The 22,756-nt window shown below is 65.8% G+C and carries 27 protein-coding genes and 3 tRNA genes; 20 read left to right on the forward strand and 10 right to left on the reverse strand.

The window, feature by feature from the left end; genetic code table 11:
• Positions 1–7 precede the first annotated feature (7 nt).
• On the reverse strand, positions 8–937 hold the full coding sequence (locus ACQY8B_RS04635; protein WP_422085619.1) for an alpha/beta fold hydrolase: 930 nt from the start codon (positions 935–937) through the stop codon (positions 8–10).
• A gap of 126 nt (positions 938–1,063) precedes the next feature.
• Between ACQY8B_RS04635 and ACQY8B_RS04640 the strand changes: the two genes are divergently transcribed.
• A complete protein-coding gene (locus ACQY8B_RS04640; RefSeq protein WP_422085620.1) occupies positions 1,064–2,125 on the forward strand; it encodes an aldo/keto reductase in 1,062 nt (353 codons plus the stop codon).
• Between the two features lie 8 nt (positions 2,126–2,133).
• Here the strand turns inward: ACQY8B_RS04640 and ACQY8B_RS04645 are convergent, their stop codons facing one another.
• Entirely contained in the window at positions 2,134–2,430 is a 297-nt protein-coding gene (locus tag ACQY8B_RS04645; RefSeq protein WP_422085622.1) for a hypothetical protein, read from the reverse strand.
• Positions 2,420–2,719 carry a hypothetical protein gene (locus ACQY8B_RS04650; RefSeq protein ID WP_428745003.1) on the reverse strand — a complete coding sequence of 100 codons (300 nt, stop codon included), beginning with the start codon at positions 2,717–2,719 and terminating at the stop codon, positions 2,420–2,422. The genes ACQY8B_RS04645 and ACQY8B_RS04650 overlap by 11 nt, the downstream gene beginning before the upstream one ends.
• A 144-nt stretch (positions 2,720–2,863) precedes the next feature.
• Between ACQY8B_RS04650 and ACQY8B_RS04655 the strand changes: the two genes are divergently transcribed.
• From ACQY8B_RS04655 to ACQY8B_RS04665, 3 genes are read left to right on the forward strand one after another with little or no spacing between them, the layout of a single operon-like run.
• On the forward strand, positions 2,864–3,358 hold the full coding sequence (locus tag ACQY8B_RS04655) for an aminoacyl-tRNA deacylase (RefSeq protein WP_422085624.1): 495 nt from the start codon (positions 2,864–2,866) through the stop codon (positions 3,356–3,358).
• A gap of 45 nt (positions 3,359–3,403) precedes the next feature.
• Positions 3,404–4,042, forward strand: a complete 639-nt coding sequence (plsY, locus tag ACQY8B_RS04660) for a glycerol-3-phosphate 1-O-acyltransferase PlsY (protein WP_422085625.1) — start codon at positions 3,404–3,406, stop codon at positions 4,040–4,042.
• Between the two features lie 9 nt (positions 4,043–4,051).
• A complete protein-coding gene (locus tag ACQY8B_RS04665; RefSeq protein ID WP_422085626.1) occupies positions 4,052–4,405 on the forward strand; it encodes a RidA family protein in 354 nt (117 codons plus the stop codon).
• 84 nt (positions 4,406–4,489) lie between these two features.
• Here the strand turns inward: ACQY8B_RS04665 and ACQY8B_RS04670 are convergent, their stop codons facing one another.
• Both ACQY8B_RS04670 and ACQY8B_RS04675 read right to left on the reverse strand, forming a co-directional pair.
• Positions 4,490–5,134 carry a retropepsin-like aspartic protease family protein gene (locus ACQY8B_RS04670; RefSeq protein WP_422085627.1) on the reverse strand — a complete coding sequence of 215 codons (645 nt, stop codon included), beginning with the start codon at positions 5,132–5,134 and terminating at the stop codon, positions 4,490–4,492.
• A 140-nt stretch (positions 5,135–5,274) separates the two neighbouring features.
• The gene (locus ACQY8B_RS04675) at positions 5,275–5,760 is read right to left on the reverse strand and encodes a YajQ family cyclic di-GMP-binding protein (protein ID WP_237675446.1); all 486 of its coding nucleotides are present in this window, start codon (positions 5,758–5,760) and stop codon (positions 5,275–5,277) included.
• Between the two features lie 45 nt (positions 5,761–5,805).
• On the opposite strand from ACQY8B_RS04675, the gene murB reads away from it, so the two are divergent.
• Both murB and ACQY8B_RS04685 read left to right on the forward strand, forming a co-directional pair.
• Positions 5,806–6,858, forward strand: a complete 1,053-nt coding sequence (gene murB / locus ACQY8B_RS04680; protein WP_422085628.1) for a UDP-N-acetylmuramate dehydrogenase — start codon at positions 5,806–5,808, stop codon at positions 6,856–6,858.
• Positions 6,859–6,868: 10 nt separating this feature from the next.
• Positions 6,869–7,711: a glycine-rich domain-containing protein gene (locus tag ACQY8B_RS04685; protein WP_422085630.1), complete on the forward strand. Its 843-nt coding sequence runs from the start codon at positions 6,869–6,871 to the stop codon at positions 7,709–7,711.
• A gap of 81 nt (positions 7,712–7,792) precedes the next feature.
• Here ACQY8B_RS04685 and argG read toward each other — a convergent pair whose 3' ends face one another.
• From argG to ACQY8B_RS04705, 4 genes are all read right to left on the reverse strand, one after another.
• Positions 7,793–9,133, reverse strand: coding sequence for an argininosuccinate synthase (gene argG, locus ACQY8B_RS04690; protein ID WP_422085631.1), 1,341 nt, complete (start codon positions 9,131–9,133; stop codon positions 7,793–7,795).
• A gap of 13 nt (positions 9,134–9,146) precedes the next feature.
• Positions 9,147–9,473, reverse strand: a complete 327-nt coding sequence (locus ACQY8B_RS04695; RefSeq protein WP_422085632.1) for a pyrimidine/purine nucleoside phosphorylase — start codon at positions 9,471–9,473, stop codon at positions 9,147–9,149.
• A 114-nt stretch (positions 9,474–9,587) separates the two neighbouring features.
• On the reverse strand, positions 9,588–10,163 hold the full coding sequence (locus tag ACQY8B_RS04700; RefSeq protein WP_422085633.1) for a hypothetical protein: 576 nt from the start codon (positions 10,161–10,163) through the stop codon (positions 9,588–9,590).
• Positions 10,164–10,220: 57 nt separating this feature from the next.
• Positions 10,221–10,577, reverse strand: a complete 357-nt coding sequence (locus tag ACQY8B_RS04705; RefSeq protein ID WP_422085634.1) for an ArsC family reductase — start codon at positions 10,575–10,577, stop codon at positions 10,221–10,223.
• A 36-nt stretch (positions 10,578–10,613) separates the two neighbouring features.
• On the opposite strand from ACQY8B_RS04705, the gene folC reads away from it, so the two are divergent.
• The 13 genes from folC (at position 10,614) to ACQY8B_RS04770 (ending at position 20,257) form a co-directional block, all read left to right on the forward strand.
• Positions 10,614–11,921: a bifunctional tetrahydrofolate synthase/dihydrofolate synthase gene (gene folC, locus ACQY8B_RS04710; protein WP_422089151.1), complete on the forward strand. Its 1,308-nt coding sequence runs from the start codon at positions 10,614–10,616 to the stop codon at positions 11,919–11,921.
• 73 nt (positions 11,922–11,994) lie between these two features.
• Positions 11,995–12,873 carry an SPOR domain-containing protein gene (locus ACQY8B_RS04715; protein ID WP_422085635.1) on the forward strand — a complete coding sequence of 293 codons (879 nt, stop codon included), beginning with the start codon at positions 11,995–11,997 and terminating at the stop codon, positions 12,871–12,873.
• A gap of 18 nt (positions 12,874–12,891) precedes the next feature.
• Positions 12,892–13,377 carry a CvpA family protein gene (locus ACQY8B_RS04720; protein ID WP_422085636.1) on the forward strand — a complete coding sequence of 162 codons (486 nt, stop codon included), beginning with the start codon at positions 12,892–12,894 and terminating at the stop codon, positions 13,375–13,377.
• Positions 13,378–13,389: 12 nt separating this feature from the next.
• Positions 13,390–14,892, forward strand: coding sequence for an amidophosphoribosyltransferase (gene purF, locus ACQY8B_RS04725; RefSeq protein WP_422085637.1), 1,503 nt, complete (start codon positions 13,390–13,392; stop codon positions 14,890–14,892).
• Between the two features lie 11 nt (positions 14,893–14,903).
• Positions 14,904–16,127: an O-succinylhomoserine sulfhydrylase gene (locus tag ACQY8B_RS04730; protein ID WP_422085638.1), complete on the forward strand. Its 1,224-nt coding sequence runs from the start codon at positions 14,904–14,906 to the stop codon at positions 16,125–16,127.
• 4 nt (positions 16,128–16,131) lie between these two features.
• Positions 16,132–17,520 (forward strand): glutamate--tRNA ligase, encoded by a 1,389-nt coding sequence (gene gltX / locus ACQY8B_RS04735; RefSeq protein ID WP_422085639.1) that lies wholly within the window; start codon positions 16,132–16,134, stop codon positions 17,518–17,520.
• Between the two features lie 35 nt (positions 17,521–17,555).
• Positions 17,556–17,631: transfer RNA gene (locus ACQY8B_RS04740), tRNA-Ala, on the forward strand.
• A gap of 57 nt (positions 17,632–17,688) precedes the next feature.
• A tRNA-Glu gene (locus ACQY8B_RS04745) sits at positions 17,689–17,764 on the forward strand.
• A gap of 70 nt (positions 17,765–17,834) precedes the next feature.
• Positions 17,835–17,911, forward strand: a tRNA-Asp gene (locus ACQY8B_RS04750).
• Between the two features lie 428 nt (positions 17,912–18,339).
• Complete coding sequence (locus ACQY8B_RS04755) at positions 18,340–18,750, forward strand: HU family DNA-binding protein (protein WP_081271299.1); 411 nt, start codon at positions 18,340–18,342, stop codon at positions 18,748–18,750.
• 262 nt (positions 18,751–19,012) lie between these two features.
• Positions 19,013–19,285 (forward strand): hypothetical protein, encoded by a 273-nt coding sequence (locus tag ACQY8B_RS04760; protein ID WP_422085640.1) that lies wholly within the window; start codon positions 19,013–19,015, stop codon positions 19,283–19,285.
• Between the two features lie 211 nt (positions 19,286–19,496).
• Complete coding sequence (locus ACQY8B_RS04765) at positions 19,497–19,772, forward strand: hypothetical protein (RefSeq protein ID WP_422085641.1); 276 nt, start codon at positions 19,497–19,499, stop codon at positions 19,770–19,772.
• Positions 19,773–19,816: 44 nt separating this feature from the next.
• Entirely contained in the window at positions 19,817–20,257 is a 441-nt protein-coding gene (locus tag ACQY8B_RS04770; protein WP_422085642.1) for a helix-turn-helix domain-containing protein, read from the forward strand.
• Between the two features lie 285 nt (positions 20,258–20,542).
• Here ACQY8B_RS04770 and ACQY8B_RS04775 read toward each other — a convergent pair whose 3' ends face one another.
• On the reverse strand, positions 20,543–20,746 hold the full coding sequence (locus tag ACQY8B_RS04775; RefSeq protein ID WP_422085643.1) for a hypothetical protein: 204 nt from the start codon (positions 20,744–20,746) through the stop codon (positions 20,543–20,545).
• A gap of 371 nt (positions 20,747–21,117) precedes the next feature.
• Between ACQY8B_RS04775 and ACQY8B_RS04780 the strand changes: the two genes are divergently transcribed.
• Positions 21,118–22,719: a methyltransferase regulatory domain-containing protein gene (locus ACQY8B_RS04780; protein WP_422085644.1), complete on the forward strand. Its 1,602-nt coding sequence runs from the start codon at positions 21,118–21,120 to the stop codon at positions 22,717–22,719.
• The last annotated feature ends 37 nt before the right edge of the window (positions 22,720–22,756 follow it).

Consider the following 22,756-nt stretch of genomic DNA (forward strand, 5'->3'; position numbering starts at 1 on the left):
AGCCGGCTCAGTCCGCCAGGAATTCCTCGATCATCCGCGCCACGCGCTGCGGCTGGTCGTGGTGCAGCATGTGGCCCGCGTCCTCCAGCCGCTCGATGCGAGAGACGGGAACGGACTTCAGCCGCTCATGGAATTCGTCGAGCGTGTAGCGGTTCTTCCACCAGCCGTGCAGGCTGTCGTCGGAGGCCTCGACCATGAGCAGCGGCGCGGTGATGCGGGCGTACAGCGCCAGCGTCTCGTCCACGCGGAAGATGTGCGCGTTGACGATCTTGTGCGCCGCCTCGCCCAGGATCTGCCAGCGCTCGCTGCCGTCAGGCTGCGCATGGTTCACCGACCAGTGGCTGGCGAGCCAGTTGGCCTTGTCGGGCGTGAGGCGCGGGTTGGTCTTCATGAGGCGTCGGGCCACGCCGTCCACCGCCGAATAGCCGGCCAGCGCCATCTCGCCGCGGTGCAGGCGCTTGAGTTCATCGATCCACTGGCCATAGCGCGCGGGCGCTTCCTCTGGCTTGCGCGCGGGCATGCCGAAGCCTTCGAGGTTGACCAGGCGGCGGATGCGCTGCGGCCGCACGCCCGCGTAGTGCATGACGACGTTGCCGCCCATGCTGTGGCCGACGAGGTCGACCTGCCTGGCACTTTCTCCTTCGCCGGCGTAGTGGTCCAGCAGCCATTCGAGGTCTGCCAGGTAGTCGGCGAGCCAGTAGTTGTCGACGCCGCCGCCGTCGGTCAGGCCGAAGCCGCGCCAGTCGGGCGCGATGATGAAGCGGTCTTGCTCCATGGCGTCGACCACGAACTGCCACGACGCCGCCACGTCCATCCAGCCGTGCACCAGCACCAACGGAGGGCGCGCGTCGGAGGGCTGGCCCCACAGGCGCACGTGGTAGCTGAGGTTGCGCACGGGCACGAATTCGCTGCGGGAGGGGCGGAGGGCTTGGTACATGGGCGTCGATGATAAAGAGGCCTTTGTGCTGACGCAGTCCGGCACAGGACAGCGGGCGGGTGCGCAACGCTCGGGTTTTGATGGGGCGGCCAGCAGGCCGTGGGTCGGGGCGGTAGCATCCCGCGCATGAAAAAGATCCAACTCGGTCAAAGCGACCTGCACGTCACCCCGATCTGCCTCGGCACGATGACTTTCGGCGAACAGGTCGACGAACCCACTTCGCACGCCATCCTGAGCCGCTCGCTCGAGCGCGGCGTCGACTTCATCGACACCGCCGAGATGTACTCCGTGCCCACGCGCAAGGAAACCTACAGCGCCACCGAAACCATCATCGGCAACTGGTTCGCCGCCAACCCCGGCGCGCGCGAGAAGCTGGTGGTGGCGACCAAGGTGGCCGGCCCGTCGCGCGGCATGCCCTGGGTGCGCGAAGGCACCGGCATGACGGCCGCGGACATCGAGGCTTCGTGCAACGCGAGCCTGAAGCGCCTGAAGACGGATGTCATCGACCTGTACCAGATCCATTGGCCGGAGCGCCACGTGCCGCTGTTCGGCAACATCTACTACGACCCGGCCAAGGAAAGCTCGAAGACGCCGATCCTCGAGCAGCTCGAAGCGCTGGGCAAGCTGGTGAAGGCCGGCAAGGTGCGCGCCATCGGCCTGTCGAACGAAACGCCCTACGGCGTGCACGAATTCGTGCGGCTGGCCGAGCAGCACGGGCTGCCGCGCGTGGCGACGGTGCAGAACGTGTACAGCCTCATCAGCCGCGGCCACGAGAACGCGCTGGACGAGACCATGCACCGGCTGAATGTGTCGCTGCTGGCTTATTCGCCGCTGGCCTTCGGCCTGCTGACGGGCAAGTACGACCAGAGCGGCATCGAGGGCCCCGACGCGCCCAAGGGCGCGCGCATCTCGAGCTACGAGTCGGTGCGCAAGCAGCGCTGGGGCCGGCCCGATTCGCTGCGCGCGGCCAAGCGCTACAACCAGCTGGCACGCGACAACGGCCTGACGCCGACGCAACTGGCGCTGGCCTTCTGCTACACCAAGTGGCAGGTGGCGAGCACGATCATCGGCGTGACGTCGGTGGCGCAACTGGACGAAGACCTGGACGCGTACGGCACCACGCTGTCGCCCGAGATCCTGGCCGAGATCGACAAGATCCGCTGGGAGATTCGCGACCCCGCGGCCTGACGCTGGGTTCAGCGGCCGCAGTCACCCTGGGCGGCGGCAAGCGCGAGGGCGGGCAGGCTCAAGAGGCCCATGCCGCTGCCCTTGAACTGGCCTTTCATGCAGTCGCCGCGCGCCGAGCCGGCGACGTCCGCGCCCAGCCGGGAATCGAAGGCGGAGCGTGGATTCCCGTTGAGCTCTTGCCCGGCGCGATCGGCGAAGGAGCGCTCGCGGCCGATGTCGCGCAGGGCGCGGCGGGTGCTTTCCGAATGAAGAATCAGCGGCCTGGCTGGTGCGGGGCTCGCGGCTTGGGCTGGCTCATCGGCCATGGCTGGCGTGGCGGGTGCCGTGATGGCATTGCCTCGTGCGGGCTGGGTTGCGCGCCTTGCGATTGCACGAGCTGTCCGAGCCGGGGGCGCGCGGCGCAGCTTCCTTTTGCGGCGCCGGCGGTTCGGCCTTCAAGACGGGCTGCGCGACCTGCACCGCTTCCATCACCACACGCCGTGCCGTCTCGGCCGCGCGCCTGTGCGGCTGCGTTGCGCCCAGCAGCAGCCAGAGCACCGCTGCGTGCATCGCCACCACGGCCAGCACGAGCGCAATCAGGGTGGGGCGGTGCATCAACGCCCGAGACGGAACGAAGCCTTGGGCACCGGGGCTGACGTATGCTGCATGGTTGGACCGGAATTCGATGCGACACGGCAAATTCTTGTCGTGGAACACCAAGTTTTCTGAAGCGATCCTGAACCCGCAATTGCCACCGAGATGGCCAAGAAAAGCACCCATACCTCCGAGACGCCCGCCACCCAGTTGCTGCGCGCGCACAAGATCGCCTTTACCGAGCACCCTTACGAATACGTCGAGCACGGCGGCGCGCAGCGGGGTGCCGAGATGCTCGGGCTCGACCCGTTCACCGTCATCAAGACGCTGGTCATGCAGGACCAGGACGCCAAGCCGCTGATCGTGCTGATGCACGGCAACCGCACGGTGTCGACCAAGAACCTCGCGCGGCAGATCGGCGCCAAGTCGGTCGAGCCCTGCAAGCCCGAGGTGGCGCAGCGGCACAGCGGCTACATGGTGGGCGGCACCTCGCCGTTCGGCACGCGGCGAGCGATGCCGGTGTATGTGGAGGCGGCCATCCTCGAGCTGCCAAGGATCGTGCTCAACGGCGGGCGGCGCGGCTACCTGATCGGCATCGATCCACAGGTGTGCGTGGCGTTGCTGGGCGCGAAGCCCGTGCAATGTGCGCTGGCAGAATAGCCGGCGCCGAACAGAACAACAATCCATCCCCCGCGGAGAGCCGTCTTGAGTTTCAACTTACCTTCCCTCATTGCCATCGTGGCGTCGTATCTCATCGGCTCGCTGTCCTTCGCGGTCATCGTGAGCAAGACGCTCGGCATGGCCGATCCGCGCAGCTACGGCAGCAAGAACCCCGGCGCCACCAACGTGCTGCGCTCGGGCAACAAGGGCGCGGCACTGGCCACGCTGCTGCTGGACGCGCTCAAGGGCTGGGTGCCGGTGTTCCTCATTCACCAGTTCGGCGCGCAATGGGGGCTCGGGGCGGGCGTTGCCGCGCTGGCCGGCCTCGCGGCCTTCCTGGGCCATCTCTACCCGGTGTTCTTCGGCTTCCAGGGCGGCAAGGGCGTGGCCACGGCGGCCGGCGTGCTGATGGGCGTCGCGCCCTGGCTGGGGCTGGCCACCGGCGCCACCTGGCTGATCATTGCGATCTTCTTCCGCTACTCGTCGCTGTCGTCGCTGGTGGCGGCGTTCTTCGCGCCGGCCTACTATCTGATCGGCGGAGGCATTGCCTGGCCGCTCGACCGCACGGTGCTGGTCGCCATCATCGTCATGAGCCTGCTGCTGATCTGGCGGCACCGCGAAAACATCCGCCGGCTCGCGGCCGGCACGGAGTCGAAGCTCGGCTCCGGGAAAAAGAAAGACTGAAAGAAAACCATGGCTTCCATCACCCGCTTCCACGTCGGCCCGCGTCTCTCCGAAACCGCCGTGCACAACGGCACCATCTACCTCGCGGGCCAGGTGCCCGACGACACCACCCAGGACATCCGCGGCCAGACCGCGCAGGTGCTGGGCATGGTCGACCGCCTGCTGGCCGAGGCCGGCAGCGACAAGTCCCGCATTCTCATGACGCAGATCTTCCTGGCCGACATCGGCGACATCACGGCCATGAACGAGGTGTGGGACGCCTGGATTCCGGCCGGCAACACGCCGCCGCGCGCGACCGTGCAGGCCAAGATGGCCAATGCGGCCTACAAGATCGAGATCGTCGTCACCGCCGCGCAAGCCTGATCGGGCCGGGTCTTCTCAAGGGGCCCGCCCCCGGTAGGGGGTTGGCGAAGCGACACAAAGTGCGCGCAGCCTGGGGGCGAGCAATCAGTACCGTTTTTCGAGGACCATCTGGTCCGCGTCGCGCCGCATGGAGAAGCGGTTCATGAAGCTGTTGCCCAGCAGCACGAAGGGCATCGACTGCTGCGAGACCACGGCGTCGATGTCGTACACCTCGACGTCGCCCACGCGCACCGACTGCAGCCGCAGCCGGTAGCCCGAAGTCGTGCCGTTGGCGGTGCCGATCTGCACCGGCTGTCCCTTGCTGTAGTCCAGCCCGATGCGTTGCGCATCGGCCGCCGACATGGCCACGTTGGTCGCGCCCGTGTCGAGCATGAATGTGACGGCCCGCCCGTTGATGGTGCCCTGCGTCATGAAGTGCCCGCGGCTGTCGGCCGACAGCACGACGCGGTTGCCGCCGCCCGAGCCACCGCCGCCGCCGCCGATGCTCACCGGCGTGTCCATGCGCAGGTTGACGCGCTTGCCGTCGAGTTCGACCACCGCCTGCTCGGACTGCAGCGACACGAGCTTCACGCCCTGGAAAGTCTCGCCGACCGCCACGGTCTTGGGCGGGGCGCCGTTCACGATCAGGATCGCGCGGCTGCCGATGGTGCCGGTCAGGGTGACCGAACCGGCGGCGTGCGCCACGGCGGCTGCAATGAACAGCTGCGCTGCAACGACGAGGTTTTTCATACGGGGCTTGCTGCTCCAGCGTCGGTTGTTCGACTTGAATAGACCAGGAATACCGCGGAACCGGCTTTGCCGGGCCGCCGGTATTGCCCCCGGCGAGGGGGGTGGCGGCCACACGAAGTGGGCAAGCCTGGGGGAGTACGTCAGTCCCTGAAGTTGTTGAACGTGAGCGGCATGTCGGGCACGTCCTTCTTGATGAGGGCCATGGCCGCCTGCAGGTCGTCGCGCTTGGCGCCGGTGATGCGCACCGCGTCGCCCTGGATCGCGGCCTGCACCTTGAGCTTGCTGTCCTTGACGATGCGGGTGATCTTCTTGGCCTGCTCGCTCTCGATGCCGCTCTTGACCTTGATGACCTGCTTGACCTTGTCGCCGCCCATCTTCTGGACGTCGCCCTTGTCGAGGAAACGCACGTCGACGCTGCGCTTGGTGAGCTTGCTGCGCAGGATGTCTTCCACCTGCACGAGCTGGAACTCGGCGTCGCCGATCATGGTGATCTCCTTGTCCTTGAGCTCGACCGCGGCGGCCGTGCCCTTGAAGTCGAAGCGCGTCGCGATCTCCTTGGCGGTGTTTTCGACCGCATTCTTCACTTCGGGCAGATTGGGCTCGCAGACGGTATCGAAGGACGGCATTGACTCTCTCCTGAATTCACTGATGCTGGATGCGACAATTCTCCCATGATCGTGGAGTCCAACGTCCCGCTGCAGCCCTACAACAGCTTTGGCATCGTCGCACGCGCGCAGCATCTTGCGCGCATCACCGGCGAGGCCGACCTGGCCGCGCTGCGCGCCGATGCGCAGTGGCGCGACGCGCCCCGTTTCGTGCTGGGCGGCGGCAGCAACATAGTGCTCACGGGCGACGTCAAGCCGCTGGTGCTGAAGGTCGAGATCAAGGGCCTGCGGCTGGTGGAAGAAACCCCGCGCGCCTGGATCGTCGAGGCCGGTGCGGGCGAAATCTGGCACGACGCGGTCGAGTGGATGGTGCGCAGCGGCTACCCGGGGCTCGAGAACCTGGCGCTGATTCCCGGCACCGTGGGCGGCTCGCCGGTGCAGAACATCGGCGCCTATGGCGTCGAATTGCAAGACCGCTTCGAGTCGCTCGATGCCTATGACCTCGAAACCGGCCGCAGCTTCACGCTGGACGCCGCCCAATGCGCCTTCGGCTACCGCGATTCGGTGTTCAAGCATGCGCGCAGCGGCCCCAACGACTTCGGGCTGGCGGGCAGGGCGGTGATCACCCGGGTGCGTTTTCGGCTGCCCAAGCCGTGGAAAGCAGTGGTCGGCTACCTCGACCTGGAGCGCAAGATGGAGGAAGCCGGCAATTTCACGCCGAGCGCGCTCGACATCTTCGAATGGATCTGCGCCATCCGCCGCGCCAAGCTGCCCGACTGGCGCGTGCTGGGCAACGCCGGCAGTTTCTTCAAGAACCCGACCGTCACGCCCGAGCAGTGCGCCGACATCATCGCGCGCGACCCCAAGATCGTTCACTACCCTATGGACGACGGCAGCATCAAGCTGGCGGCCGGCTGGCTCATCGACGCCTGCGGCTGGAAGGGCAAGTCGGTCGGCAATGCCGGCGTGTACGAGAAGCAGGCGCTGGTGCTGGTCAACCGCGGCGGTACCGAGAACCCGGTGACCGGCGGCGAGGTAATGACGCTCGCCAAGGCCATCCAGACCAGCGTGTACGAGCGATTCGGCATCCGGCTGGAGCCGGAGCCGGTGGTGGTCTGAGCCCGCGGGAATGGATCTCGACTTTCTTCAACTGAACTATCGGCGGCGCATTGCCGCGCTGGTGTGGGGCCGCCGGGCGGTGCCGTTCGTGGCGCTGCTCGCGATGTTCCTGGGCTCGCGCCGTTGGGGCTCGGTGGTGGCGGTGATCGTGGTGGCACTGCTGTTCGCGGCGGTGCTCAGGTTCCTCGAAACCAGCCTGCGGCGCCAGTTCATCCGCGAAGCGCGGCTGCCGCCCTTTCTCGTCGGCAAGCTGTGCCAGGCGCATCCGCAGCTCAGCCGGCGCGACGCCGAACTGGTGCTGCGAGGCCTGCGCCAGTTCTTCATGGCGCACCTTCGCAGCGATCGCAAGTTCGTGGCCATGCCTTCGAAGGTGGTCGATACGGCCTGGCACGAGTTCATCCTGCATACGCAGGGCTACCAGAACTGGTGCAACGCGGCCTTCGGCGGCATGCTGCATCACAGCCCGGCCGAGGTGCTGGGACGCGACGCCAAGCGCAACGACGGACTGCGCCGCACCTGGTATTGGGCCTGCAAGGAGGAGAGCATCGATCCGCGCAAGCCGGCGCGGCTGCCGCTGCTGTTTGCGCTGGACGTCAAGTTCGCCATCGACGGTGGTTTCCACTACGTGCCCGACTGCCGGGCGGTCGAGCGGCACATCGGCTCGGATGCCCATTGCGGCACGAGCTTCGGGGAATCGTCCTCGTCGGATGGCGGCAGCTCGGGCGATGCCGACGGCTTCGGCGGCAGCGAGTCGAGCAGCAGCGGCGATGGTGGCTCCAGCGATGGCGGGGGCTCGTCCGACGGCGGCGGGGGCTGTGGCGGCGGCTGCGGTGGAGGTGGCGGCGGGGATTGAATCCCTTGTCCCAATGAAAACGGGCCCCGAGGGGCCCGTCGTCGTTTCTGCCTCCCATCGAGGCGAGGCAGAGATTGGCGATCAGCTCGCGTCGCCGTCGTTGGCCAGCTTCGGCAGCGATGCGCCTTCGTTCGGCGACAGCAGGCCGACCCGCGTGTAGATGCCGAGCTTCTCGCGCGTGTCTGCGATGTCGAGGTTGCGCATCGTCAGCTGGCCGATGCGGTCCAGCGGCGTGAACGCGCCCTCGACCTTTTCCATGCTCAGGCGCTCGGGCTTGTACGTCAGGTTGGCCGACTCGGTGTTCATGATCGAGTAGTCGTTGCCGCGGCGCAGCTCGACGGTCACTTCGCCGGTGATGGCGCGAGCCACCCAGCGCTGTGCCGTCTCGCGCAGCATGATGGCCTGCGGGTCGAACCAGCGGCCCTGGTAGAGCAGGCGGCCCAGCTTGCGGCCGTTGTCGCGGTACTGCTCGATGGTGTCTTCGTTGTGGATGCCGGTGACGAGGCGCTCGTAGGCGATGAACAGCAGCGCCAGGCCGGGAGCCTCGTAGATGCCGCGGCTCTTGGCCTCGATGATGCGGTTCTCGATCTGGTCGCTCATGCCCAGCCCGTGGCGGCCGCCGATGCGGTTGGCTTCGAGGATGAGATCGACCAGGTTCGAATAGCGCACGCCGTTCAGCGCGACGGGCACGCCTTCTTCGAAGCGCACCGAGACGGTCTCGCGCTTGACCTCGACTTCGTCCTTCCAGAAGGCCACGCCCATGATGGGCTGCACGATCTGGATGCCGCTGTTCAGGTGCTCGAGGTCCTTGGCCTCGTGCGTGGCGCCGAGCATGTTGGAGTCGGTCGAGTAGGCCTTCTCGGCCGACATCTTGTAGGCGAAGCCGGCCTTCTGCATGAATGCCGACATTTCGGCGCGGCCGCCCAGCTCGTCGATGAACACCTGGTCGAGCCAGGGCTTGTAGATCTTGAGGTTGGGGTTGGTCAGCAGGCCGTAGCGGTAGAAGCGCTCGATGTCGTTGCCCTTGTAGGTGCTGCCGTCGCCCCAGATATTGACGTCGTCTTCCTTCATGGCCGACACCAGCATCGTGCCGGTGACGGCGCGGCCCAGCGGCGTGGTGTTGAAGTAGGTCACGCCGGCGGTGGTGACGTGGAAGGCGCCGGCCTGCAGGGCGGCGATGCCTTCGTTGGCCAGCTGCACGCGGCAGTCGATCAGGCGGGCGTTCTCGGCGCCGTAGAGCATCGCCTTGCGCGGGATTTCGTCGTAGTCGGGCTCGTCGGGCTGGCCGAGGTTGGCGGTGTAGGCGTAGGGAATGGCGCCCTTGTTGCGCATCCAGTGCAGCGCCGCGCTGGTGTCCAGGCCGCCCGAGAAGGCGATGCCGACCTTCTGGCCGGCGGGTACGTTTTGGAGAATGGTCGACATGTCGGGTCCCGGTTCAGCCGAAATGGCAGATGTAGCTGTAGGGCTCGCCAGTTACGCGGATCTGGAAGCTGGAGTTGCCGGGCACGCTGAACTTCTGGCCGGGGCCCGAGGCAATCCATTCGCTGGTGCCCGTGAGCTGGTATTCGCAGCTTCCGCCGGTGCCTTCCATGATTTCAGGCGCGCCGGTATTGAAGGTGAGGGTGGACGGCAGGATCACGCCGACCGACTTCTTGGTGCCGTCCGCCAGCGTGAGGTTGTGGCTCACGCATTTGCCGTCGAAGTACACATTGGCCTTGGTGGCCACTGCGGCGCTGTTGATTGTGTCGGTAGTCGTCGTCATTGGGTGGCGCCGGCGCGCAAGCGGTCGGCGAATCGAGGACGCACCGCACCAGCGGCGCACCCGTCAAGGGTTGGAAAAGTCCTCGATTTTAGGGGCTCGACGGGCCCCGCCCGCTCAGCGGTGCCAGCCGCCGCGGAAACCGCCCCAGCCGCCGCGGTGGTAGCCGCCGCCCCAGCCGCGCGAATAGCCGAGGTTCAGCGAGATGCCGACCGGCGGGTAGGCGTATGGATAGCCGTAGCCATAGAAGGGGTCGACATACACCGGTGCCGCGTAGACCGGCGCCGGCTGCACATACACGGGCGGCGGGCCGCCCGCGCCCACCACCACGCCGGGTTCGGGCACGACGTTGTCCCAGGGGGAGCCGCCGCTGCCATTGGCCTCGACCGGATAGGTCTGGACCTGCCCCTGAGGAGCCACCGGCGAGGTCACGACGCCATACGAGGACGCCTGGACCGCGATGGTCGCGCCGGGCCGGGTATTCATGCGGGTGGTGTACTGCTGGCCGTTGTACTCGTAGGTAACGTTGTAGCTGACATCGCTACCAGTAGTTTCGCGGATCGGCGTAGCGGAAATCACCCGTGCCTGGACGACCTGGCCTTGCTGTTGCTGGGCGTGCACGAGGCCCGTGCCAGCCGCCAGCGCGCCAGCCATCGAGATGCCGGCAAGGGTGCGAAAAACGTGTCTGTTCATGATGGTCTCTCCTGCGGATGCTGGTTGGACGACCCGCCGCGAGGCGGGTTCCGGCATTTACACGGCCTTCACAGCAGCCCAGGCATCAGCGTCGAAGCCTGTGGTGACGGGCTTTTTCGGGCCCCAGTCGACCACCGGCCGCTTGATGAGGCTGGGGTTGGCCAGCAGCACCGGGCGGGCGGAGGCGGCGTCGGTCACGCCTTCGCGCGTGGCTTCGTCCAGCTTGCGCCAGGTGGTGCCCTTGCGGTTGACCAGGGCCTCCCAGCCCGGCTTCTTCAGCCATTGGTCGAGTTCGGCTTCAGGCACGCCCTGTTTCTTGAAATCGTGGAAGGTGTAGGCCACGCCATGTTCGTCGAGCCAGGCGCGGGCGCGCTTGACGGTGTCGCAGTTCGGAATGCCGTATAGGGTTGTCATGGCCGCGATGATGCCCCGGCACGCGGGTCGGCGACAATCCCGGCCTCCATGGAAACCCTTAACGACTGGCTCGCCCGCGCCGAGCAACTGCATCCCAAGAACATCGAGCTCGGGCTCGAGCGCGCCAAAGAAATGGCGCAGCGCCTCGGCCTGCGCTTCGGTTGCCCCGTCATCACCGTGGCGGGCACCAACGGCAAGGGGTCGACCTGCGCGATGCTCGAGTCGATCCTCACGCACGCGGGTTACCGCACGGCGGTCTTCACATCGCCTCACCTGGTGCGCTTCGAAGAGCGCCTTCGGCTCAAGGGCGAGGCGGTCGATGCTTCCAAACTGATAGCAAGCTTCGAAGTGGTGGAAAAGGTGCGCGGCGACATGCCGCTGACTTACTTCGAGTTCACCACGCTGGGCATCCTGCATTGCATGATCGAGGAAAAGCCCGACGTGGCGATCCTCGAAGTCGGCCTGGGCGGGCGGCTCGACGCGGTCAACATCATCGACACCGACTGCGCGGTCATCACCAGCATCGACCTCGACCACATGGAATACCTCGGCCCCGACCGCGAGAGCATCGGCTTCGAGAAGGCCGGCATCATGCGCGCGGGCAAGCCTGTCATCGTGAGCGACCCGATGCCGCCGCAGAGCGTGATCGACCATGCCAATGCCATCGGTGCAGACCTATGGCGCTTCGGCACCGACTTCAACGTGTCCGGCGACAAGCAGCAGTGGGGCTGGTCGGGCCGCGGCCGGCGCTACAGCGGGCTGGCTTACCCGGCGTTGCGCGGCGCCAACCAGCTCATCAACGCCGCCGGGGTGCTCGCGGCGCTCGAGGCGCTGCGGCCGCAGCTGCCGATCACGGCGCAGGCGGTGCGCAACGGGCTGGCCATGGTCGAGCTGCCGGGCCGTTTCCAGATCGTGCCGGGCGAGCCCGCGCTGGTGCTCGACGTGGCCCACAACGCCCACGCAGTGGCCGCGCTGGCCGAGAACCTCGACGCGATGGGCTTCTATCCCACCACGCACGGCGTGTTCGGTGTCATGGCCGACAAGGACCTGGCGCCGATCCTCGCGCGCATCGGCCCGCTGATCGACCGCTGGTACTTCACTGACCTGCCCACGCCGCGCGCCGCCAAGGCGGCAGATCTTCTCGCTGCCTGGCAGGCGCAGAACACCCGTGCCGACGCCTCTGGCAGCGTGCACGCGGGCCCGATGGACGCGTTGCGCGCAGCCATCGAGCAGGCGGGGCCCGCTGATAGAATCGTCGTCTTCGGATCGTTCTTCACCGTGGGTGGCGTGCTCGAAAACGGCACCCCCCGGCTGCAAGCCAAACACCTGCTGCCAGGCGGCTGATCGCCGGGCTGTACACACACCCATCGGCACCTTCGGGCATCACCTCGCTGCACTCCTCCAGGGATCGAACTTCATGGCGTTTTTCAAGTTCCGCACGCGCGGCCCGCAAGGCAACGAAGGACGCAGCGCCCCCGCGGCCGCGCCGGCGGAAAGTGTCGAAACCATGCGTCGGCGTGCGCGCCACCGGCTGCTCGGCGCGGCAGTGCTGGTGCTGCTCGGCGTCATCGGTTTCCCGCTGCTTTTCGACACGCAGCCGCGGCCGGTGTCGGTAGACATCCCCATCGAGATTCCCGACCGCAACAAGGTCAAGCCGCTGCCCGTGCCCGCCACGCCGGCGCCGGCCGTCAGCACGGCCCCGGCCGCGCCCGACAGCGGCTCGTCGCGCGTTGCTTCGGCTTCTTCGGCCGGCGGCATGATCACCGAGACCGCCGACGGCACCGAAATCGATCCTGGCAAGCCGACCGCCAGCACGCCGCCGCCCGCAGCGGTTCCGGAGCGCAAGCCCGAACCCAAGCCGGAGCCCAAACCTGAACCCAAGCCGGCAGAGCACAAGCCGGAACCCAAACCCGAGCCGAAGCCGAAGCCGGAATCCAAGCCCGAAGCCAAGCCCAAGCCGGCAGCCACCGTCGACGACGGCGCCCGTGCCCGCGCGCTGCTCGAGGGCAAGCCGATCACGGCCGCCGCTGCCGCCACGTCCAAGCCCGCTGCTGCCGACGAGGCCGGTGGCCGCTTCGTGGTGCAGGTCGGCGCGTTCGCCGATGCCGACAAGGCGCGCGAAGTGCGCCAGAAGCTCGAGCGGGCCGGTCTCAAGACCTATGTGCACGTGGCGAAGACGGCCGACGGCGAACGCACGCGTGTGCGTGTCGGTCCCTTCGCCTCGCGTGCCGAGGCCGACCGCGCCGCCGAGAAGGTCAAGGGCTTGTCTTTGTCGGCCGCCATCCTCACGTTGTAAGAATCTTTCCCGGTTGCCGTGGCCTTGTTCGACTGGATCGCCGTTGCGCTCATCGGTGTGTCGATGCTGCTTGGCCTGATGCGCGGGCTGGTGTTCGAGGTGATATCGCTGATCGGCTGGGTGGCCGCCTTCATCGCCGCCCAGTGGCTGGCTTCAGGCGTGGCGGCATGGTTGCCGTTCGGAGACCCGCAGGCCGCCTGGCGCTATCCGCTGGCCTTCGTGCTGGTGTTCGTGGCGGTGGCGTTCGGCGTGGGCCTGGTGGCCTCGCTCACGCGCAAGCTGATCACGGTCGTGGGACTGCGGCCGGTGGACCGTATTTTGGGAGCAGCGTTCGGTGCGGCACGGGGGGTGGTGGCCCTGCTCGTGCTGGCGGTCGTTGTTCATTTGCTGGTGTTGAGCGACAGTGCCTGGTGGCACGAATCGCGCAGCGCCATTGTTCTCGATGCGGCATTGCAGGGCCTCAAGCCCTCGCTGCCTGAAAAGTTGGCAAGCTACCTGCCCTGAGAGGAATCGTTCATGTGTGGAATCGTCGGCGTTGTCAGCAACGCACCCGTCAACCAGTTGCTCTATGACGCACTGCTGCTCCTGCAGCATCGCGGCCAGGACGCGGCAGGCATCGTGACCTTGCTCGAACGCAAGTTCTTCATGCACAAGGCCAAGGGCATGGTGCGCGACGTGTTCCGCACGCGCAACATGCGCGCGCTGCCGGGCAACGTCGGCCTGGGCCAGGTGCGCTATCCGACCGCCGGCAACGCCTACAGCGAGGAAGAGGCCCAGCCCTTCTACGTGAATGCGCCCTTCGGCATCGTGCTGGTGCACAACGGCAACCTGACCAACGCGCACGCGCTGCGTTCGGAGCTGTTCTCCACCGACCACCGCCACACCAACACCGAGAGCGACTCCGAAGTGCTGCTCAACGTGCTGGCCCACGAGATCGAGCGTTCGTCGCGCGGCGTGCCGTTGCACCCGGCCGAAGTGTTCGCCGCGGTCAAGAACATGCACAAGCGCCTGCGTGGCTCGTACGCCGTGGTGTCGCTGATTGCCGGCCACGGCCTGCTCGCCTTTCGCGACCCCTACGGCATCCGCCCGCTGTGCATGGGCCGCAGCGCCGACGGCGCGGTGATGGTGGCCAGCGAATCGGTTGCACTGGAAGGCTCCGGCCATGTATTCGAGCGCGACATCGCGCCCGGCGAGGCCGTGTTCATCGACCTCGAAGGCAACGTGCATTCGATGCAGTGCGCCGAAACGCCCACGCTGAACCCCTGCATCTTCGAATTCGTGTACCTCGCGCGCCCTGACTCGGTGCTCGACGGCATCTCGGTCTACCAGGCTCGCCTGAACCTCGGCGAGACGCTGGCCAAGCGCGTGGTCTCGACCGTGCCGCCGAACCAGATCGACGTGATCATCCCGATCCCCGAATCGAGCCGCCCGAGCGCTACGCAACTCGCGCACCTGCTGGGCGTGCCATACCGCGAAGGCTTCGTGAAGAACCGCTACGTGGGCCGCACCTTCATCATGCCGGGGCAGGGCGTGCGCAAGAAGTCGGTGCGCCAGAAGCTCAACGTGATCGCCAGCGAGTTCAAGGGCCGCAACGTGCTGCTGGTCGACGACTCCATCGTGCGCGGCACCACCAGCCGCGAAATCGTGCAGATGGCCCGCGACGCCGGCGCCCGCAAGGTCTACCTGGCCAGCGCCGCGCCGCCGGTGCGCTACCCCAACGTCTACGGCATCGACATGCCGACCAAGGGCGAACTGGTGGCGCACGACCGCACCGTCGAAGAAATCCGCGAACTCATCGGCTGCGACGCGCTGATCTACCAGGACGTCGACGCCATGAAGCGCGCCATCGGTTCGCTCAACGGCAAGCTCGACGGCTTCGACGCCTCCTGCTTCGACGGCGTGTACGTGACCGGCGACATCGACACCGAAGCCATCTCGCGCATGAACGGCAACCGGCCGCGCATCGAAGAGACCGAAGAAGATTCTTCGCGCCTCGCGCTCCCCAACCACAGCGAATAAGAGTCGACGAAGTGACCGACGAAAGACCACTGCCGCCCGGCCTGCATCCCGACACGCTCGCGCTGCGCACCGGCCTCGCGCCGAGCCAGTACGGCGAGCATTCCGACGCGCTGTTCCTGACCAGCGGCTTCGTGCAGCCCGATGCCGAGACCTCGATGCGCCGCTTTGCGGGCACGGAGCCGGGCTTCACCTATTCGCGCACCTCGAACCCGACGGTGACCAGCTTCGAGCAGCGCATCGCGGCGCTCGAAGGCACCGAGGCGGCAATCGGCGCATCGACCGGCATGGGGGCGATCCTCATGATGTGCATGGGCCTGCTGAAGGCCGGCGACCATGTGATCTGCTCGCGCTCGGTGTTCGGCTCCACGCTGAACCTGTTCGGCAAGGAGTTCGCCAAGTTCGGCGTGGAGACCACCTTCGTCTCGCAGACCGACGTGGCTGAGTGGCGCGCGGCCGTCAAGCCCAGCACGAAGCTGCTGTTCGCCGAAACACCGACCAACCCGCTGACCGAGGTCTGCGACATCCGCGCGCTGGCCGACGTGGCGCACGCGGCAGGCGCGCTGCTGGCGGTCGACAACTGCTTCTGCACGCCGATCCTGCAGCGTCCGGCGGCACTGGGCGCCGACCTCGTCATCCATTCGGGGACCAAGCACCTCGACGGGCAGGGCCGCGTGATGGCGGGCGCGATCTGCGGTCCTTCGAAGCTCATGGTCGACGTGTTCGGTCCCGTGGTGCGCACCGCCGGCATGGCGCTTGCGCCGTTCAATGCGTGGGTCGTGCTCAAGGGCATCGAGACGCTTGGCGTGCGCATGAAGGCGCACTGCGCCAACGCGCTGGACATTGCGCAGTGGCTGGAGAAGCAGCCGGGCATCGCGCGCGTGTACTACCCGGGCCTGCCTTCGCATGCGCAGCATGAACTGGCCATGCGGCAGCAGTCGGGGCAGGGCGGGGCGGTGGTGTCGTTCGACGTGGTCGGCGACACGCCCGAGACCGCGCGCGCCAATGCGTTCCATGTCATCAACAGCACGCGCGTGGTGAGCGTCGCCACCAACCTGGGCGACGTGAAGACCATCATCACGCATCCCGGCACCACCTCGCACGGACGCCTGACCGAGGCGCAGCGCCAGGCTGCCGGCATCGGCCAGGGGCTGATCCGCCTTGCGGTCGGCCTCGAGCATGCCGAGGACATCAAGGCCGACCTCACACGCGGCCTGAGCACACTGAATCCACGATAACCAAATGACCGGCAAAGTACGCACCCGCATCGCACCGTCCCCCACGGGTTTTCTTCACCTGGGCACGGCCCGCACCGCGCTCTATTCGTGGGCCTATGCACGCCACTACGGCGGCGAGTTCGTGCTGCGCATCGAGGACACCGACGTGGCCCGCTCCACGCAGGACTCGACCGACCAGATCCTCGCGTCGATGCACTGGCTCGGCCTCGAATACGACGAAGGCCCGATCTACCAGATGCAGCGCCTGGAGCGCTACCGCGAAGTGATCGCGCAGATGCTTGCGGCCGGCACGGCCTACCACTGCTATTGCACGCCGGCCGAACTCGACGAAATGCGCGAGGCACAGCGCGCACGCGGCGAGAAGACGCTGTACGACCGCCGCTGGCGCCCCGAGCCAGGCAAGGTGCTGCCGCCCGTGCCCGAAGGCGTGCCGCCCGTGGTGCGCTTCTGCAACCCGCCCGAAGGCGACGTGACGTGGAACGACCTCGTCAAGGGCGAGATCACCATCAACAACCGCGAGATCGACGACCTGATCATCCTGCGGCCCGACGGTGTGCCCACCTACAACTTCGCGGTGGTGGTGGACGACTGGGACATGAACATCACGCACGTGTTCCGCGGTGACGAGCACATCAACAACACGCCGTGGCAGATCAACATCTTCCGTGCGCTCGGTGCACCGTTGCCACAGTTCGGCCATGTGCCGGTGATTCTGGGCGACGATGGGCAGAAGCTTTCAAAGCGCCGCGGCGCAGTGAGCGTCACTGCTTACGAAGACAACGGCTACCTGCCCGAGGCAATGCTCAACTACCTCGCGCGCCTCGGCTGGAGCCACGGCGACGACGAGCTCTTCACGCGCGAGCAAATGGTGAGCTGGTTCGACGGCTCGCACTTGTCGAAGAGCCCCGCGCAGTGGGATGCTGCCAAGCTCGCCTGGGTTGACGCTCAATACATCAAGGCCAAGACTGGCGAAGAGCTCGCACCGCTCGTCGCGGCGCAGCTGCAGAAGAAGGGCATCGTTGCCGACGAACGCCTGCCCGCCATCTGCGCTCTCTTCAAAGATCGTTGCGACACCACGGTGGCACTTGCCAACTGGGCTGCTGCCTTTTACACAGACATTTCGGTAACTGAAGAGGACCGTGCACAGCACATCACCGAGGCCGTTAAACCCGCGATTGCAGCACTCGCAGAAAAATTGATAACTGCGACCTGGGATAAGGCCTCAATCTCGGCTATGATCAAGGAAGTGCTCGCAGCACACAGCATGAAAATGCCAGTGTTAGCGATGCCAGTACGTGTGCTTGTGATGGGAACGTCGCAAACACCGTCCCTCGATTCAGTCCTAGAGATTTTTTCCAGAGAAAAAGTTATCGAAAGATTGAGAAAGGCCTAAAAAACGGGCTATAATTCGAGGCTCGACACCCACACGGGGGTATAGCTCAGCTGGGAGAGCGCTTGCATGGCATGCAAGAGGTCATCGGTTCGATCCCGTTTACCTCCACCATTAAGTGTCGAGAGAGTTGAAGATAAGTGCTGATCGCAGCACGGTTCCTAAGGTTTTGACCCTATCGTCTAGAGGCCTAGGACACCACCCTTTCACGGTGGCTACCGGGGTTCGAATCCCCGTAGGGTCGCCAGTTTCACGCAAGTGAAGCAGGCACAAGTGGCAACACTTGGCTCGGTAAAACGAGTGAACGTTGTCTACCAGGAGTGGTAGTTCAGTTGGTTAGAATACCGGCCTGTCACGCCGGGGGTCGCGGGTTCGAGTCCCGTCCACTCCGCCAGTTCCGACGAGGGTTAGCAGATGAGAGTCTGCTAACCCTTTTGTCTTTTCGGAACCTGCACTTCGTTGATCCATGCGATCAGCAACGGGTGCTTCCTCCAATTTCCCAGCAAGCTAATGATGCGCAAGCGCCTCGATCGATTACGTCAGTGGGCGACAAGGCATCGGCTTTCATCCCAACTTTGAATTGCGCCTTAACTCGGCATCGGCTTCGATGGACCGGGTGCGGTGGCGAAGGTGTTCTATCGAGGAGAAAACCCCTCGGGAACGAGGGCTCGTTCCCTCTGAGATGGGCGCTCCGGCACTACTTTATGCGGCTGAGTTACATAGGCCCTCTCGCAGTCGAATAAACTCCGCCCCGCTTGCAGCTTGTATTCGTTGCTGCGCCGCCATAGGCAACATGGCGAAATTAACTTACTAGGAACTCACTTGAACCGCATCGAACTCGTCGAAAAAATCGCTACCGCCCACAACCTCAGCAAGGCGGAAGCCGCGCGCGTCCTCGAGACCATCACCAGCACGATCGTTGCTGCCGTGAAGAAGGATGACGCCGTGCAGATCGTCGGCTTCGGCACTTTCAAGCAAGTGGCGCGCGCCGCACGCTCGGGCTTCAACCCCAGCGCCGGCACCAAGATCAAGATCGCCGCACAGAAGGTGCCGAAGTTCGTGCCGGGCGCCGCCTTCAAGGCCGCCGTGGACCCGAAGGCCGCGAAGCGCAAGGCCGACAGCAAGGCCGTGGCCGCCAAGCCGGCTGCGAAGGCTGCCAAGCCTGCTGCAAAGCCCGCTGCCAAGAAGGCTGCCGCCCCCGCCAAGAAGGCCGTGGCTGCCAAGAAGAAGTAATTGACGCATTGCTGCGGCTTCGCGGCCGCGGATGCAGAACAAGGCCCCTGGCAGTCTGTGTAGACAGCACCGCCAAGTGCCCGAACCGAAATGCCCCGCCCAGCGGGGCATTTTTCGTTGGTGCGAGAGCGAGCCACATGCCTGCGTCTGCGGCGGTTGCCTCCTACATCGCGCGGTACGGTGTGCGCTGTAGCTTGGCTTGTCCGAATTCAAGACAAGGGGATCAGAATGCAAAACATCAAGAACCTCGGTAGCGCCCTCCATGGCCGGCAATCCTTCGATCAAGGCGGTTGCCATGGATGAGATGCTCGAATTTCCACATGCGGGCTGGACCTTCCTGTGCAGCGCGGAAAAGCTTCCCTCCGGTTCCTTTCAGGCCGTGCTCCGCTACAGGGCGCCGCCAGACGACGACATCCGCATGCTGAAGATCGACCCGACCGCGGGGCACAGCGTGCTCGAGGCACTCGAGCGCGCGAAGGCCATGGCTGTCGAATGGGCCGCGAAGCGAGGCGACAACGGTAAAGGTGGCGGCTGAGGCGCCGCACGCACGCTGCCGCAAGGTTAGAGTCGAACTGATGCCAACGACGATCAAACCAGGCCGGCTAGCCCTTCAGGCGCTATTGCTCACGACAGCGGGTGCGTGCGCTGCGGGAACGATCACATGCGTTCCCGGGCCTGCCACTGCATCGGCGCCTTCGCACTGGATTCGCAGGATCGCCATCGACGAGCACTCTCGTACCGTCAACATGGACATCGTGCGTTCCAGGACGAAGGACACGGAGACGATGGGGAAGATGAGGGCCGAACTTCTGAGCATGGAGGAGACCCAGTCCGGCGAACCCGTTTATGTGTTCAACGCCATCCCCAGTGTCGGTACCGAAGTCACACATCTCTTCAGGCTCTTCAAGGCCGGAGAGTGGCGTCTGATTGGCGCTGGCGTGACCTTCGTGGGCAAGGTGCCTGCGCTGCGGGCTGTCGAGCCGGGCGCGGTGTTCGATTGCAAGCGCTCCGACCTGGGTTAGCGTCCGTTCTTCATTCCCCTGAACGAGCTAGGCACAATCGCGCTATGCCAAACATTGCATCCATCCTTAAAGCCGAAATCTCGCGCGTGGCCCGCAAAGAGGTTCGAGCGGAAATCGAGACGCTGAAGAAGGCTTCCGTACACCACAGGGCATTGATCGCCGCTTTGCGCCGCCAGGTGAATGGCTTGGAAAAGGAACTGCGCAACGTCGCCAACGGTTCCGGCAAGCGTGCCGCGGTTCGCGATGCTGACGAGACTGTCGAAGCGGGTCCCAAGCGGCGCTTCAGCCCGGGGCGCCTGGCTTCGCATCGCAGCAAGCTGGGACTGTCTGCAGCCTCGTACGGCAAGCTCGTCGGTGTGTCGGGCCAGACGATCTACCACTGGGAACAAGGCAAGGCCCGGCCGCGCGCAGCTCAACTGGAGCGCTTGGCCTCAGTTCGCGAGTTCGGCAGGCAACAGGTGGCGGAGCGCCTGCAGGCCGACTGACACGCCGGTGCTCGGTCAGGGATTACCCCGCCCACTTATCACGCAAGCGCAAACTATCTTCGGATTGACGAACGACCGGCGGCAGCGCACTCTTCGACAAGGGGAGCGTCCATGACGCGAGGGTCTTGATCAATGCTGAACAGCACTCGTCGTTTGCGCACGTTGGCGCTTTCCCGCCAGTTCGATCTTGCGGCCCTGATGACCATGCTCGCTGCTATCGGGAGCTGGCTGATGTTCTGGTTCGGCGAATGAACCAGATGGCGGCGGACTGATCGGCGAAGGCCGTCAGTTGCACTCGAACAAGACGCCCTGTTCTGCAGGTGCCTTGCCAAGCCAGCGCGGCGACTGCCCCTTGACGTCGCAGTAGTCCGATGCCTGCACGTAAGTCACGGCACGCAGCACGCCGGGGCGCACTTGCGTGACCTCGTTGGGAGGGGTCGAGCAGCCGGCGAGGACCAGGACAAGCGGAAGCAGTGTGCGCCAATTCATCGGGCCATTCTAAGACCCGGCGACAGCTGAGCTGGTGTTGCGATCCAGATGGAGGTGTCAGGAATGGCTGTCGGAGCGGTAGAAGGTTCGATGGTTGCTTCGGCTTCTGGCATGGTCGGCATTTCTCATTGAATGCTGTATTTACATACAGTAAACTGCTGGCATGCCAAACATGCCTGCCGCTCTTCAGATTGCCGCTCGCATGCGTCGGCCTCCACTTTCTCCTTGACGGGTAAACCGTCCCCGCCGGTCAACCTGCGCGGGGCCTTGATGCATGCCAGCAGATAGGCTTTTTCACGCCCAGCCCTCCGGCTGGGTTTTTTTTGCCCGGACCCGGGGCTATAGTCGTCGGCCGCTGCTACATCACAAGAATGCTCGTGTCGGATCCCCTGACCTCCACGCTGACCCGCTACTACGACGCGGTGCCTTATGACTCGCACCCGTTTCCTCAGTCGGCCATGGAGCATCTTGAAGCGCTGGCGTTCCTGTTCGGGCTCGACACCCCGCCGCCCGCCGAAGCCCGCGTGCTCGAGCTGGGCTGCGCTGCCGGCGGCAACCTGATTCCCTTCGCTGCGCGCCATCCGGGCGCGCGTGCGGTCGGCGTGGACCTGTCCACCGTGCAGGTGGCGCAGGGCGCGGCGGCCATCGCCCGGGCAGGGCTGTCGAACATCGAACTCAAGGCCTTCGACATCGCGGAGATCGACGCCTCGTTCGGCCAGTTCGACTACATCGTCTGCCACGGCGTCTACAGCTGGGTGCCGGGCCCGGTGCAGGACGCGATCCTGCGCATCTGCGCCGAGAACCTGGCGCCCAAGGGCGTGGCCTATGTCAGCTACAACGTGTACCCCGGCTGGAAGGCCCGCGAGATCGTGCGCGACGCAATGATCCTGCGCGGCGGCCCGCGCGACACGCCGGACGAAAAGCTCGCCTATGCGCGCGGCATGCTCGAATTCCTCGAAGAGTCGGCCCGCGCCGACAGCGTGCTCAGGAAAACGCTCGAAGAGACGATGCCTATCGTGCGCAGCGCCAACAGCTCTTACCTGCTGCACGAGTTCCTGGAGCCCTGCAACGCGCCATGCTACTTCAAGGAGTTCGTCGCGCGTGCCGAAGCTCGTGGGCTTGCCTATCTGTGCGACGCCGAGCCCTCGACCATGTTCGTGCAGAACTACGGCGACAAGGTGCGCGACCCGCTGCTGCGGGAATGCGGCGGCAGTCAGGTGCTGATGGAGCAGTATCTCGATTTCCTGGTCAACCGCACTTTCAGGCAGACCCTGCTGGTGGGGCAGGCGCGCGCCGGGGACATCCGCTACCGGCTGGACCCCGCGCGAATTCGCACCCTCGAAGTCGCCGGCCTGTTCACCGCCGAAGGCGGCGGCGAGTTCGTGCTCGATGCCGGCGAACAGCCCTGCAACGCGATTCGCGGCCTGAAGGTCACGCTGCGGCTGCCCGTTCACAAGGCCGTCGCCCGCTTGCTCGAGGCGGCGTACCCGGCGTCGATGCCGGTGGAGACGCTGATTGCCGACGCGGCCCGGCTCGTCGGTCAGCCTGCCGCAGCGGTCGATCACGCCGTCATGTCGATGCTCGAGGAACTGCTGATCCTCGGCGCGCTGCGCTTTCGCCTCACGCCGGTGCCTGCTGCTGCCTCGGTGCCCGGCCTGCCGAAGGCATTGCCCGCCGTGCGCAGCGCACCCGGCCTGGCCCCAGCGGCCGGCGCGAACGCCAATGCCTGCAACCAGTGGCATGAGCCCGTTGTGCTCACGCTGCTCGAACGCAGCCTGCTGCCGCTGCTCGACGGCACGAACTCGCACGACGCGCTGGCCGAGCATCTCGAAGCCGAGGTGCGCGGCGACCGCCTTCGCTTCGTCAAGGACGACAAGCCGCTGACCGATCCGTCGGCAGTCAAGGCGTTCGCCCGCCAGCAGGTCGCGCTGGCGCTCGATGCCTTGCGGCGCAAGGCTCTGCTTGCGGCTTGACCGGCACACCACCCCTTTTTTCAACACAGCACTTACA

Origin of the sequence: Variovorax sp., assembly GCF_965279555.1 — a bacterium.
GTDB lineage: Bacteria > Pseudomonadota > Gammaproteobacteria > Burkholderiales > Burkholderiaceae_C > Variovorax.